Source organism: Aquirufa beregesia (genome assembly GCF_011090385.1).
In the GTDB taxonomy this organism is placed as follows: domain Bacteria; phylum Bacteroidota; class Bacteroidia; order Cytophagales; family Spirosomataceae; genus Aquirufa; species Aquirufa beregesia.
The window spans coordinates 1-14,537 of record NZ_SEWW01000008.1 but is presented as its reverse complement, the minus strand read 5'-3'; the positions used below and the strand labels follow the sequence as shown (position 1 = coordinate 14,537).

The 14,537-nt window shown below is 39.7% G+C and carries 9 protein-coding genes; 3 read left to right on the top strand and 6 right to left on the bottom strand.

Features of this window, described 5'->3' with window-relative positions:
- Positions 1-81: 81 nt before the first annotated feature.
- From EWU23_RS11375 to eat, 6 genes are read right to left on the bottom strand one after another with little or no spacing between them, the layout of a single operon-like run.
- The gene (locus tag EWU23_RS11375; RefSeq protein WP_166232269.1) at positions 82-2,094 is read right to left on the bottom strand and encodes a beta-L-arabinofuranosidase domain-containing protein; all 2,013 of its coding nucleotides are present in this window, start codon (positions 2,092-2,094) and stop codon (positions 82-84) included.
- Between the two features lie 31 nt (positions 2,095-2,125).
- Positions 2,126-3,493: an aldehyde dehydrogenase family protein gene (locus EWU23_RS11370; RefSeq protein WP_166232267.1), complete on the bottom strand. Its 1,368-nt coding sequence runs from the start codon at positions 3,491-3,493 to the stop codon at positions 2,126-2,128.
- A gap of 3 nt (positions 3,494-3,496) precedes the next feature.
- Positions 3,497-4,210 (bottom strand): gamma-glutamyl-gamma-aminobutyrate hydrolase family protein, encoded by a 714-nt coding sequence (locus EWU23_RS11365; RefSeq protein WP_166232265.1) that lies wholly within the window; start codon positions 4,208-4,210, stop codon positions 3,497-3,499.
- 3 nt (positions 4,211-4,213) lie between these two features.
- A complete protein-coding gene (locus tag EWU23_RS11360; protein WP_166232263.1) occupies positions 4,214-5,359 on the bottom strand; it encodes an iron-containing alcohol dehydrogenase in 1,146 nt (381 codons plus the stop codon).
- A 21-nt stretch (positions 5,360-5,380) separates the two neighbouring features.
- Entirely contained in the window at positions 5,381-6,736 is a 1,356-nt protein-coding gene (locus EWU23_RS11355; RefSeq protein ID WP_166232261.1) for a glutamine synthetase family protein, read from the bottom strand.
- 15 nt (positions 6,737-6,751) lie between these two features.
- On the bottom strand, positions 6,752-8,077 hold the full coding sequence (gene eat, locus EWU23_RS11350) for an ethanolamine permease (protein ID WP_166232259.1): 1,326 nt from the start codon (positions 8,075-8,077) through the stop codon (positions 6,752-6,754).
- A gap of 322 nt (positions 8,078-8,399) precedes the next feature.
- Here eat and EWU23_RS11345 point away from each other — a divergent pair, with 322 nt between their 5' ends.
- The 3 genes from EWU23_RS11345 to EWU23_RS11335 all read left to right on the top strand — a co-directional run.
- Positions 8,400-9,779: a 3-oxoacid CoA-transferase gene (locus EWU23_RS11345; protein ID WP_166232257.1), complete on the top strand. Its 1,380-nt coding sequence runs from the start codon at positions 8,400-8,402 to the stop codon at positions 9,777-9,779.
- Between the two features lie 596 nt (positions 9,780-10,375).
- Positions 10,376-11,581, top strand: coding sequence for a helix-turn-helix domain-containing protein (locus EWU23_RS11340; RefSeq protein WP_166232255.1), 1,206 nt, complete (start codon positions 10,376-10,378; stop codon positions 11,579-11,581).
- Between the two features lie 183 nt (positions 11,582-11,764).
- Positions 11,765-14,537, top strand: a 2,773-nt coding sequence (locus EWU23_RS11335; protein WP_166232253.1) for a beta strand repeat-containing protein, incomplete at its 3' end; no start/stop codon positions are given.

Sequence of the window (14,537 nt, the reverse complement as noted above, 5' to 3'; positions counted from 1 at the left end):
TTGAAGCTGAGTGGTACAAATCTAGGGGGAAATGGCCAAAGGCTTATCCTGCTTTTTCATAAAATCAAGAGCTTGATTTTTTTATTTCACTACAGGAAATGCCACAATTCTCAATCGCGTAAACCCAAAAGGGATTAAGGTGATTTTTTCGATCTTTTCCTCGGTGGGCCCTAAATAATCTCCATTTCGCGTGGTTACAGGTTGGTGAGCCACGCCCGCATTTGTTTTCCAATCAGGTAATTTTTTGCCTTCCAATACGATTTCCATAGGGGCACTCGCTTGGTTCCAGAGAAAGTTGGCAGGGAAGGATTTCTTGATTAGTTCAGCATTTTCAGTGGGCTTATCCACAAATTTCTTTAAAACGGCATAGTTCCAGTTGCTTTTAGGTAATATTTCAACATACTCTCCTTCTTGAGGGTGAACATTTTTTTGGAAATCTTCTTGAATTTTAAGGGCAAAGATGAGTGGACCATATTCTACCGATCTAGAATTTTTCCCCCAGTTTTGAGTCCGAATTTTGGTAGGTAATTGCAAGGTAATTTGGTCGCCATGATTCCATGCTCGAGTGATTTTAGCTATTTTTCCTCCTTTTTCTCTTAACAATTCTTGTCCATTGAGGAGTAAAATTGCTTCTTCACACCAAGAAGGAATTCTAAATTCTAAAGGGAAAGATTGTTTTTTTGCAGGCTTAATGATGAACAGGATTTGATCTTCAAATGGATAATTGGTCTTTTCTTCAATTTCTACTTTGACTCCTGAGGCCAAGGTTGATGCTAGTTTATTGGGGCCATATACCAGTGCTGCAAAGCCACCTTCGGGAGTTCCATACCATAAGTGCGATATATACTTTGGCCAAGCTTGGTGCATATTGGCGGTACAACAAGTGTATCCACTATATGGGCCGTAAACATTGTTCATACCTCTCCAAAATGGTAGGGAAAAGCTATAGACGCCTCTTTTTACCTCGACTTGATTGGCCATACCAAAGTACTGTTTCCCATTAAAATCTTCGGTGATTTGGGCAGGTAAAGCATTGAATGTCATGCGTTCTAAGGCATCCATGTATTCGGTATCCCCTGTAATGGATATGACTTGTTCCAGAGAAAACATGGTTTCCGTGGTGGCACATAATTCGGTTCCTTGAATGGGGTCGTTTCCATGTAAATCTTCATCGCCAGAAAACATGCCATGAGGCAAACCATGTAAGGTCATTAAATCTCGGAAGCCTGTTTTTAATGCTTTCAAATAATAAGGATTTTTCTTCGATTGGGAATATATGGCGGGCAATTTGATTCCCATCCCTACATTTACGGCATGTCGGTCCATCCAGCGTTGGTCGTTTTGTTGGTACGCTGCCTGAATAGCCCAATCCCTTTTTCCTAATAAATCAGTCCAATTGGTGGTTTGGGAATAGATTAAATCACCTAATTCCAAGAGAAAAGGGGACTTGGTTTGTCGGTATAGCCAATAAACCACCATCAGGTTATCTCCACCTCTAGACTGTGCCCATTCGGTGTATTTAACCAGCGGTGTATTTTTTAAATTCTTGAGTTGAAATTGGAAATAATGGGTCATGAAAGGAATGACCCGAGGATCATGACTTACCTGATAATATTGTTGCAATATTTTCAGCATGATCATTCTCGGCCACCAATCCGCTGCTTGGTCACCCGTTTCGGCCATTTTACCTGTTTCTTTTTCGTATTTACTGTAGGGACCAAAGAATCCAGAAGGTCGCTGATGTGATAAGGTCCAGTTGACATAGTTCAGTACTTTTTTAATTAAGACTGAATCGCCGCTTAAATAAGCTGCAGGTAAGGCTCCATCCAGCCAATAAGGTGTTTCTTCCCAATCATCGCCTTTGCCTCCTAACCAACCGTTATCCGTTTTAATTTTCTTATGATTTTCATCCAAATGCCCTGTGGAGTTTTTAACCATGATATCCACTTGTTGCTTTAACCAACCAGTCGGGTGAATTTGTCCCAAGGGAATCTCTTCATATGCCAAAGGATTTAGAGCCGATTTCTGGGCCATTAATGTGCCTTGAAGGCCACCAATAATAAGTAGACTAGCGAAAAACCGGAAAATTTTCATAGTTCATAGGTTTTGTGGGTCAAAAGACTTGCTAAGGCTGTCGCAAATGATAACTTTTTGTCTTGGTAAATGCACGAATCCCTTGATGCGATAGGGTAGCACCAAAGCCCGAATGTTTGCGTCCACTCCATGGTAAGGCAGCACTTACTCTGTCGCAGCAATTCCAATAGGCAGTACCTGAATCCATTTGAGCTAAAATTTGATTCGCTCTAGTTGAATTTACACTGTATACAGATGAGGTAAGGCCATAAGCGGTATCCTTCATCAAAGCTATCGCTTCTGCATCATCTTTGACTTTTTGTATGCCAATGATCGGGCCAAAAGACTCTTCCTTCATGACATCCATTTGGTGGTTGACATTCACTAAAACGGTGGGTTCAAAATAATAACCTGTACCTGAAACCGCTTTTCCTCCAGTTAGTATTGTTGCGCCTAAATCTACTGCTTGCTTCACTTGATGTTCCAAAACAGAAATTTGTGCTTTTCTGGAAAGAGGACCTAAATAAACGCCATCTTCCGTAGGAGCACCCATTTTCCATGATTTTACTTCTTTCACAAATTCGGACACATAAGCGTCATAAACTTTTTCATGCACATAAATTCGTTCGACCGAACAGCAGCTTTGCCCATTATTATAAAATGCGCCATCGGCGGTACCTGCGGCAATTCCTGCGATGTCTTGAACTTCATCGGTGATGTATAATGGATCTTTACCCCCTAATTCACATTGTACAGGAACCATTTTAGGGGCTACTTGGCTATAAATTTTTTGACCCGTTTGATACGATCCTGTGAAATAGTAGCCATTAAAAGGCATGTCCAAGAGACTAGCACCTACAGAGCCTGCCCCAATGGCTATTTGGAATACATCTTCAGGGACTCCAGCTTGATGGAAATAATGGGCTATGGACAAACCCGTTAAACTAGCATATTCAGATGGTTTATACATCACGGCATTGCCAGCTAAAAGCGCAGGAACAAATACATTGGTTCCTACTAAATATGGGTAATTCCAAGCGGAAATATTGCAGATGACACCTAAGGGTTCATAGACGATTTTTTCTTGCATGCCCGATCCATCCGACATGATTTCCTCCTTTAGATAGGTCGTAGCATGATCACAAAGCCATTGAATTCGTCCTCTCGCGCCATTGATTTCGTTGCGAGACTGTTGTAGTGGCTTTCCCACTTCTGAACTTAAAATAGCGGCTAATTCTTCTCGATTATCCTCTAAAAGGGCTGCGAATTTCAAAATGATTTCAATTCGCTCAGATAAGGGTTTGGCAGCCCAAGTAATTTGACCTTTTTGTAATTGGGATAATTTTTGTTGTAAAGTAGTTGTGCTATCTTCAGTTAATTCCTGAATAACTTGTTCGGTGGCGGGGTTAATAACTTGCATAGGTTATGATGAATGAATAATCGCGGCTAAAAATGTTTGTTTTATGTTTTCGGAGAAAGGGCTTTTCTCCTTTTCTTCCATACGTTCTGGATGCCATTGCACGCAGAGCATAAAAGCTAGGTTTTCTTTATTTTGGTATTCCAATGCCTCTGGGCTATGGTTATCCGTGGACCAAGCTGAAATAAGTAGGTTTTTTCCTAATTGAGTAGGATCTACTGCCTGATGATGGGCTGAATTGACTTCTCCTGAGGATTGCTGACTAATGGACGCTAAAAGACTTCCATCGCTTATGTGAATGCTATGTTTTCGGTCAGTATTTCCCGCTTTTTTATGAATCAAATTAGTTTCTTCTCCCAAGTCTTGAATGAGTTTTCCTCCTTCTACTATTTGGACTAATTGCATACCTCGACAAATCCCCAAAAGAGGTTTTTGATGTTCTTTAGCAAACAGATAAATTGATGCTTCAAAATGATCTCTTTCGGTTTCGAATTCCTCAGGTTTATGTGGATAATTAACTTCTCCTTGGTAGAGTTCGGTATCTATATCACATCCACCACTCAGAACAAAAGCATCGCATGATTCAAAATCAGAAAGCGTACTAGAGTCAGCATTCAGTTCCAGTAGCTCTACTTTCCCGGCATGGACTTCTGGATCAAACCATTTGCGGTAATTTTGGAAATTAGTACTACTAAAACTGATGCCCAAACGGATTTTCATGACTTACAAAGCTTCTAAATACAGGTTTTTAAAATCTTCTCGACTAACCGGTTTTGGATTGTTGGGATGAGCAAAGTCGGCAATGGCTAAATCTGCTAAGGTCTCTACATGCTCTTCTTTTACACCCACTTCACGTAATTTATGAGGGATTCCAATTCGATTATTCAAGTCAAATAAGAAATTTACGACACCTTCTCCACTTTCATCTTTGATTTCCAAAGTACGAGCGATGCGACGGAATTTTTCCTCAAAACCAGCAATGTTAAATTTCATACCATAGGGTAGGTTGACCGCATTGGCCAATCCATGATGGGTATCCAATAATGAAGACATCGGATGAGCTAAGGAGTGAACCACTCCTAAACCTTTTTGAAAGGCTACAGCGCCCATTAAGGAAGCTATGAGCATATTGCTTTTGGATTCAATGTCGGGGCTTTTAACCGCCTTTTCCATGGATTTAGCAATCAAAGAAATTCCTTCTAAAGCGATTCCTTCACACAGCGGATGCGACATTTTAGCCACATAAGCCTCCAAATTATGCGTTAAGGCATCCATGCCTGTTGCTGCTGTCACGGTTGGGGGTAAATCCATGGTCAACATGGGATCAGCAAAAATTGTTTTAGCCAATAATTTAGGGGAAAATAGAATCTTTTTTTGATGTGTGATGTCATCGGCAATGATGGCACTTCGGCCCACTTCTGAACCTGTTCCAGCGGTGGTTGGAATCGTTATAAAGTGAGGAACGTCGTTGGTGACATAGATATCTCCACCAATCAAATCATCGTATTTAAATAGGTCTTCGCGGTGGTTTACTCGTAATACCATGGCTCTCGCCACGTCCATAGCAGCTCCACCACCGATTCCAATGATGGAATCTCTTTGGTTGGCATCATAGGAATCTACACCTAAGTAAACGTCGGATTTTACCGGGTTTTTATGAATTTGAGAAAAGACTTCTACCGAGATGTTTTTCTTTTCAAGCGATTGAATAAAGGATTTGAAAAAATCCAAACTAGCCACCACAGGGTCTGTTACAACCAAAGGCTTTTTGAGATCATTTTTTATTAAATAATCGGCTACTTCGTTGATGGCTCCTGCACCAAAACGGATGGTTGTAGGGAAATTATACTGTATAATGGATGAAGACATGTGTTTAAAATATAGGCTTGATTAAATGATTTCGAAATAACGTTTGTATTCCCAGTCGGTTACAGACTTTAAATGCTGTTGCCATTCCCAGGTTCTTGTCATGGTAAAATGCTCCACAAATTCTTGGCCAAAGATTTCATTTGCTACGGCTGATTGCTGCATGTTTTTGGTTGCGTCAATTAAGGTATGCGGGATACTTCCATGGGAATAATCTAAATAACCATTTCCTGTGGTAGGTTCTTGCAGGTCTAATTGATGTTTAATGCCATATAATCCAGCACCTAAACAGGCAGCAATGGCTAAATAAGGATTGACATCTGCCCCTATGACACGGGTTTCTATGCGGGCCGAGCTGGCTCCTGCACTTAACACACGTAAAGCTACAGTCCTATTGTCTAGTCCCCATGTAAGGGTGGTTGGAGCCCAGGCGCCTTCCACTAGCCTTTTATAGCTATTGATGGTGGGGGCAAACATGGGTAAAATATGGGGTAAACAATGCAGGATTCCTGCCAAATAATGTTTAGCCGTTTTACTTAAATGATAGGGGTCTTGGGCATCGTAAAAGAGATTCGTTTTGCCTTCGGCATCCCACAGACTTTGATGAACGTGACCGCCACAGCCGGGTAAGTTTTCATCAATTTTGGCCATAAAAGTGGCCATGATTTGATGTTTATAAGCAATTTCCTTAACGGCAGTTTTGAATAAAACGGCTCTGTCGGCAGCTTCTAAGGCACCTGAGTGAGCAATAGCCGCTTCATAGGTACCAGGCCCCGTTTCAGTATGTAGACCTTCTATGGGAACATTGAAGGCTTTGAGATATTCAAATAAATCATCGAAAAAAGGATTATTCAGCGTGGTTCTCAAAACTGAATATCCAAACATACCTGGACTTAAGGGTTTCAGGTTTTTGTAATTCTTATCTTGGGCAGAATCAGGCGTTTCAGCAAAATTGAACCATTCAAATTCTTGCGCAAATATGGGCGTAAAATGTAAGGCCTGAGCTTCTGAGATGATTTTTTTCAATAATTGTCGAGGGCAAACCGTTGAAGGTGCTCCATCTTGTTCTAGAAAATCTCCCAGTACAAAGGGTAGGTTGTTTTCCCAAGGGATTTGTCGAAAAGTACTTAAATCCAATTGAGCCGGAGTATCAGGGAAACCGGTATGCCAGCCTGTTTTTTTGCCTTGGCTATACAATACGTCCGCAGCGTCCCAGCCAAAAACGACATCGCAGAATGTGGTACCTTTTTCAAGAATGGATAAGAATTTTTCGGTGGAAATGTATTTGCCACGCAAAATCCCATCGATATCCGTGAAAGCAATTTTTACTTTCGAGGTAGGATGGGCAGATAAATAGTTGTTTAATTCGGTAGAGGTCATTTTCTAAATTGAAAATTAGGGTTTATGGGTCAATTTAGGGCCAAAAAATCGATATATGATACTGGTGCCTAGTAAAATCAGGAAATAAATGCCCGCTTGAATGGGATTGTAATACATCATGGAGATCATGGATATGCCTGCTATGATGAGCGCAATCCACGGGAAATAGGGGAAAAAGGGGGTTTTGAAAGGTCTTTCGAGTTCGGGTTCATTACGTCTAAGCGCTAAAATAGAAACCATAGAGATAAGGTAAAGAGTCAAGGCCCCAAACACAGAAATGGTGATTATTTCAGCCGTTTTTCCGGTTAAAAGTGCTAGAATACCTAAAGACATATTGACTACTAAGGCATTAGCAGGCGTTTGGAATTTGGAATGAACACGACCAAGAAAAGGAGGGGCAGCTTTGACTTTGCCTAATTCATAGGTTGACCGTCCAGCAGCTAAAATGATGCCATTAAAGGATGCAATTAAGCCAAATAGGCCCACCGAAATCAATAAATGATACAATAGATTACTGTCACCTACTACGTGCTTTAATGCCAAAGGAAGGGGAGAGTCTGATAAGGAGCCATCTGCTTGATAGACAATGGATTCCCATCCATTGACACCAATGGAACTAAAAAAGGTTAACATACAAAGAAGTACTAGGGTCAAAATAGCGGATCCAAAACCTATTAATATAGTTTTTTGAGGATTGATGGCTTCTTCGGCCACATTAGCAACTCCTTCGATCCCTAAAAAGAACCAAATGGCAAAAGGGATGGCTGCAAAAAAACCAGACCAGCCATGGGGTAGAGGATTACTTTGAAGGTGTTTTAATTCAAAGGCTGGTAAGGTTATCCCTGCGAAAAGCAATAATTCTCCCACAGCTAGTATGGTGATGGTTAATTCAAAAATGGCAGCTGCTTTGACCCCATAAGCATTGAGTGCGGTAAACAAAAAATACGAGGCAATGGCAATGCTAATGATGGGTATTTGAGGGAAAAACAAATTGAAATATGCCCCAATAGCGAATGCGATGGCAGGAGGGGCAAAGATGAATTCAATGGTTTGGGCCATTCCAGCCACAAATCCCCAGGTTGGTCCTAAAGCTCTACCCGCATAGTCAAAACCTCCACCAGCTTTAGGTATAGCACAGGCTAGTTCGGTATAAGAAAAAGTAAATGTGGTATATAATAGAATGATCAATAGGGTAGCTAGTCCAAGACCCAGCGTTCCTCCTTTTTCTAGTCCAAGATTCCATCCAAAATACATGCCTGATATGACATATCCGACACCTAGTCCCCACAACATGAGTGGGCTTAAGGTTCTTTTTAATCCAGGTTCCTTTTCTGGGTTCATTATAAAGGTTTTAGAGGCAATAAGTAATAAGACTTTAAGTTAAAAAAATATGTCCAAAGCTCAAAATACAAATTTGCTTCTAGGATGTTTATTTGCCCGTTTCATTATCAATTTGTTGGACAATTTATATGAATGGAAAATCGTTTCACGCAGGAATGTTTAACGCTGTCAAGGTTTAGAACCTTGACAGCGTTTGCGGCGTGAAGCAGATTTTGGGATTACAAAACCTGATGAATGTCTCCCATTGAAGGGGTCAAAACCTTGGTTTTTCATTTTTATCATAAGCTTTATTCTTTAGTATTGTAGCTTAAACTCGGTAGGTATGAAGAATAAAGTGTTTAAAGATGCGCAATCGGCATTGTTTGATGTTCCATCAGGAGCTACGATTATGGTTGGAGGTTTTGGTCTAGCTGGTATTCCTGAAAATGCCATATCTGAGCTAAGCAATAAAGGTGTCAAGGGTTTGACTTGTATATCCAATGAGGCAGGCGTAGATGATTTTGGTTTAGGAATATTATTGAAGAACAAACAAATAAAATGCATGATTTCCTCCTTTATTGGGGAAAATGAGGTATTTGAAGAACAGCTTTTATCAGGGGATTTGGAAGTGAAACTAGTTCCACAAGGAACTTTGGCTGAGCGAATTCGCGCTGCGGGGGCAGGTATCCCCGCCTTTTTTACTCCTGCTGGTGTAGGTACAGAGGTAGCTGTAGGCAAAGAAATACGAACATTTCAAGGGAAAGATTATTTGATGGAAGAGGCGCTATCAGCTGATTTTGCGCTCGTGAAAGCATGGAAAGGAGACTTGGAAGGCAATTTGATTTTCCATGGTACGGCCAGAAATTTCAATCCTATGATGGCTCAAGCTGGGAAAATTACCGTTGCGGAAGTGGAAGAATTACTTCCATTAGGTGCATTGGATCCTGATGAGATACATGTATCAGGTATTTATGTGCAGCGGATTTTTCAGGGAAAAGATTATCAAAAAAGAATTGAACATCGCACCACGACCAAGGATTTAGTTCATTTATCAGTTCAGGATTCTCAAAAAGAAATCATTGCCAAGCGTTTGGCATTAGAAATTAAGGATGGAGACTATGTCAATTTGGGGATTGGAATTCCGACTATGGTAGCCAATTACATTCCGAAGGGTATGCGGGTAATTCTGCAGTCGGAAAATGGTTTATTAGGCATAGGGCCATTTCCTGATGAAGATCAGGTAGATCCAGAATTGATTAATGCGGGGAAACAGACCATTTCGATGATCCCAGGAGCATCTTTATTTAGTTCAGTGGATAGTTTTGCTATGATTCGTGGGGCACATATAGACGTGACGATTTTAGGAGGTATGGAAGTGTCAGAAAAAGGAGATTTAGCCAATTGGAAAATTCCGGGTAAACAAGTCAAGGGAATGGGGGGAGCCATGGATTTAGTGGCGTCTGCACCGAATATCATTGTGGCGATGTTACATCAAAGCAAAAGCGGTCGATCTAAGCTATTGAAATCCTGTGATTTGCCTTTAACGGGAAAGGCTTGTGTTCGTCGGGTGGTGACGGATTTAGCCGTCATTGATATATTGCAGGAAGGAGGCTTTTTGTTGGTAGAGCGCGCACCGGGTATAAGTGTGGAGCAAATTCAATCGGCTACTGAGGCTGAGTTAATTATTCGGGGTGAGATAAGAGAAATGGATATCATTCTGTGATTCAGGAACTTACAGAAACCTGTTAGTTTATTGTTTATTTAGTTAAATATTTAATTATTTACGATAATCAAAAATAGAAAGTAAGTAAGGGAATCTGCAAACTATTCTAGTTTTGGTCATAATTTGATGCGCTTGAGATTTTGCTATTTCGAATGAATGTTCAGTTTGTTTTTAAATACGCGATTCTCAGGGCTTAGAATTTAGGCGAGTTTTTATGAAATGAGAAGTTCGTTTGATATTCATTGGGATTGAATTTGGAAAAAATACATCCTATATCGTTGTAGTCAATGAAAGGGATATATGTTTTTTTGTCTCTTATAATGCCGAAATTGGATTGTTTTTTTTAAAATTTTGTAAAATAAAGTTTAAATTATTTTTCTCCTGTTTTTTGAAAATATAATACTTGTTTGAAAATATTATATTTAATAGTTGAAAAATTATATATATGGGTAGTTAATTTGAAATTGAGAACAAAAAATAGTTTAAAAGTTCTTGTATTTAAATTTTTTCATCCTACTTTTGTAATAAGTCTTTCAAATAGGCTGTTCCGTGTTCTAAAAAAAATATTAAAACTGTTCCGTGTTCTATAATTTTTCATGATACTAAATCTCTCTTTTTTAGGATTGGTCGTTGCGCTTCTGCTCTACATTTATCGAGAGGGCAAGGCTTATGCTAAGATACTTTTAGCCATTTTTTACTTCTTAACGAGTGTATTTGGTATCGTTCATGATGTGACTAGTACGCCTCGTTCAGAATTCATGATTTCTTTGTTTGCTATTAATTTTAGCCCTTTATATTTCCTAATGGGCCCCGTTTTCTTTCTATTCGTTAAGGTTATTATTGGTAGGGAGAGGCTAGTTCCGGGGGATTGGTTACATGCTGTGGTTGCAGGGGTATTTTTCCTCAATATTTTACCTCATTTATTTTCTTCTTTTGACGAGAAGTTGATTTTGGCTCACAAAATAGCAGAACATTCTGAGGCATTGTATGATGCAAAATATTTGTTTGTCCCCACTTTTGTTCAGTCCATGATTAGGCCCATATTTACCATTGGGTATTTCTTGTATGCGGGTTTTTATTTGTATAAACGTTGCAGGATAAAGAATTACTTTGTGACACATAAAGTAAGTATTCTTTGGATTGCTTTAATAATAGTGTTGTATATTTTGCTGAATACAGCCTCTCTTTTAGTACTGATAAATACTATTGAGCTTAGGAAGTCACAACAGAACTTGTTGGGTCCTTTGGTTTTGCAAATTTGTTTTGATATTAAATATTGGGTTTATTCCTTACAGAATTTGTCCATTTTATTTATTCCATATGTATTGTTTAGTCCACAATATAAAAAGAAAAAACACAGCACATCTCGTGCTCAGAGCGATTTAGTATTGTCTACATTTGCTCCTCCGGTGAAACGAGCTGTGGTTTCTACGGCCTATGAAGTTCCTTATTTCCGTTTAGAGGAAATTGGTCATCAAATAGCTAAATATTGTGTAGATGAACCTTATTTGAGAAGTAGATTTTCTTTATCTATGATCGCTGAGGATACTAAAATACCTTATTATCAATTATCTTATTATTTTAACAATCATTTGGGAGTGAGTTTTAATGATTGGAAAAATGAGTTGAGGGTTAAGCATATTATCATCTTGATTCAATCGGGAAGAGCTCAACAGAACACATTAGAGGCCTTAGCACATTCTTCTGGTTTTTTGTCAAGATCTAATTTTGTTAAAGCGTTTAAATACAATACAGGGAAAACTCCTTCTGAATATTTGAAAGATATGAAGAGTGGAATTTAAAATTGAGAACATGTTATGTATTTTTTTATGTGTCCTGCTCAAAAATTATAAGTAACTTTAAAGTGTTTAATTGCGGTTATTCATTAGTGTTTTATTATTCATCAGACCTATACCGAATTACATTAGAAGAAAGAATATAGGAAAGTCTTCATCTAGTGTGTTTGTGTTCTATTATTTAAATTTATGCTACAAAGAATTACTAAAATTCTTTTTCTACTTTGTTCTGAAAAAACTTCGTTAAAAGGTAAATCTGCCTTAGGGATCTTTATTGGCCTATTTTTATTCTTTAGTCATGTTGATTTAATTGCCCAGCGTAACTTTTCGCCAGTTTCTGCTTCTTATTCTAATGCTGCTTTCATGCCTTATGCTCAAGACATATTTGTTGATCAAGCAGATAGTCTAGATTATACCTTGGTCAGGAAAAGAGTATCGAAAGCAAAAAATGGTGTTGATTTTCATTTGAGGTCATTTTTCACACAGGCTAATTATCGCGATCAATTATTTGCATTTTTTCCAGGCAAGCGTAAGCAGATGGATGCTTCTTTTGATGAGAAAGCAGAAGCCTTGAAAAATTTGGTTTTAGGCAATGGATTGTATGTGCCTATTCAATTTGTGAAATGGGAAAACATGCATGGTGCCATGGCCAGTTATAGTTCTATCGGTCCAGACGGTCGTCCACGCATTTATATGAATAAAGAGTATTCGGAAGGGCAGGGTAACTTTTTGTACCCAGAAGCCACGGATTCTCAAATGATTTCTTTATTATTTCAAGAATATGGTCATGCCATTGATGATTATTTAAATGGTTTAGATGATTCGCCGGGTGATGAGGGGGATTTATTTGCTGTGCGGGTATTGAAATTAGACGTTACCGAAAGGTACGTCGAAACTGTTTTGGTACGTAATGACCACAACAAGATTATTATTGCTGGAAAAAATATCTTTGTAGAAGATGCAGGGGTGTACTTATTAGAAGCTTGGCCTGCGACTACGGCTTCAGGCGGTGGAACAACCTGGACAACTGGGGCGGCGAAATCGACCAATACACCTTTACGATTGGAAACGGCTACTATTGCAAATGCCTGGAATGTTGCTACGGGGTCAATTTCGGCTAAATTTTGGAATGGAGTAACATCCATTACAGGTACAATCAATTACCAGATGACGGCAGCTACGCCTGCCAACTCGGTTATGGGTTTTTTAACGGGTGGTACTGGTACAGCGGGGTATTTATTGGAATTACCTAATTCAACCACAAACTTATTAGCAAGTACAGCCTATACCTTCGCTAATGGTAGTGAAGGTACTACTGTACAAACATTTTCTGCAGCCATTGGGGTGGGGTCAACGTTGGTTTTATCAAATACAAGTAGAGGTGCAGGTGTAACTACAACCTTAACAGCACAATCTAAAAATACAGGAGGTACCAACGTTAATGGAATCACAGCAACCTTTAGTTCAACTTCTGGAACGGCTACCATTACAGGAACAAACCCGGGTACTACCGCTGGTTCTGGTGGTAATACGGGAAAAGCGGCAGTAACTGTTTCTGATACGAATGATGGGTCAACTGTTTTTAATTGTGAATTGAAAAATGCCGTTGGTTGGTATGTCATAGAAACGGCTACTTTAACGGTAACACCTGGTACCGCCACCAAATTAGTAGTAACGGGAACAGGTACTCAAACAGCAGGAGGAAGTCAAACGATTACTATTACGGCCCAAGATACCTACGGAAATACAGCTACAGCCTACACAGGCGCTAAAAATTTAACGTATTCAGGAGCGACTAGTTCAACAGCCCCAGTAACAGCTCCAACAGCAGCAAATAGTTCGGCGGCCGATATAGCTTTTGGTTCAACTACCGCAGATAGTTTTGCATCTGGTGTTGCCACTACGACCTTAAAGTTATATGATGCGGAAACTGCATTGATAGCTGTTACTGATGGTACCTTATCAGCAGCTGGTGCAGATAGATTGTCGATTGTCGTCAGCCCGTCTACCATGACCAAGTTGGGCAGCAGTATAGCCACTCCTCAAACCAATGGGGTTGCTTTTACTGGAACCAATACCTTAACGGCTTTGGATGCCTATGGAAATACGGTAACCAGTTTCAATGCTTCTACCAATAATGTTACGGTGACCAATTCCTTAGGAGGTACCGTAAGTGGTTTAGGTTCAGGGGCTAATAATGTATTGAATCAAGTAGGAGATTTTGCCAGTGGGGTGGCAGATTTGACAACCCAAGGTATGATTTATACGGGTACCAGTGGAACGGGAACATTTACATTTACTCCTGCTTCAGGAACTGCCATAACCAGTGGGTCTATTGTGGTGAATCCTGGAGTAGCGACTAAGCTAATTATAACAGGTACGGGTACTCAAACTGCAGGAAGTAGTCAAAATATTACCTTAACGGCTTATGATGTTAGTGGTAACGTAGCCACATCGTATACAGGTGATAAATCTTTGACTTTTTCTGGAGCTAATATTTCTACTAACCCAGCGACTAATCCTACTGTTACTGATAAAAATGCGGCTGACATTAATTTTGGAACAGGAACGGTAATTACATTCACCAATGGGGTGGCTTCTTCTGTGCCTATGTCTTTGTACAAGGCTGAATCGGCTACAGTTTCAGTGACTGATGGTTCCATCAGTTCAACTGGCGGGGATAATTTAAGTGTCATAGTGAGTGCAGCAGCTTTTGACAAGTTAACTGTTAGCTTAACGAGTCCACAGATTAACGGCACAGCCTTTACTGGAACGAATACCTTGACAGCCCAAGATGCCTATGGCAATACGGTCACAACTTTTGCTGCCAATACGAATAATGTAACAGTAACGAGCACGTTAACTGGAGCAATCACAGGTTTAGGCTCAGGAGTGAACAACGTGTTGAATCAAGCAGGCGACTTTACGAGTGGAGTAGCGAACTTGACAAGCTTAGGCTTGA

Coding starts and splice junctions, on each gene's coding strand:
- EWU23_RS11365 (WP_166232265.1), bottom strand. CDS start 4,210: ATGAAAATCCGTTTGGGCATCAGTTTTAGTAGTACTAATTTCCAAAAT.
- EWU23_RS11360 (WP_166232263.1), bottom strand. CDS start 5,359: ATGTCTTCATCCATTATACAGTATAATTTCCCTACAACCATCCGTTTT.
- EWU23_RS11355 (WP_166232261.1), bottom strand. CDS start 6,736: ATGACCTCTACCGAATTAAACAACTATTTATCTGCCCATCCTACCTCG.
- EWU23_RS11340 (WP_166232255.1), top strand. CDS start 10,376: ATGATACTAAATCTCTCTTTTTTAGGATTGGTCGTTGCGCTTCTGCTC.
- EWU23_RS11345 (WP_166232257.1), top strand. CDS start 8,400: ATGAAGAATAAAGTGTTTAAAGATGCGCAATCGGCATTGTTTGATGTT.
- eat (WP_166232259.1), bottom strand. CDS start 8,077: ATGAACCCAGAAAAGGAACCTGGATTAAAAAGAACCTTAAGCCCACTC.
- EWU23_RS11375 (WP_166232269.1), bottom strand. CDS start 2,094: ATGAAAATTTTCCGGTTTTTCGCTAGTCTACTTATTATTGGTGGCCTT.
- EWU23_RS11370 (WP_166232267.1), bottom strand. CDS start 3,493: ATGCAAGTTATTAACCCCGCCACCGAACAAGTTATTCAGGAATTAACT.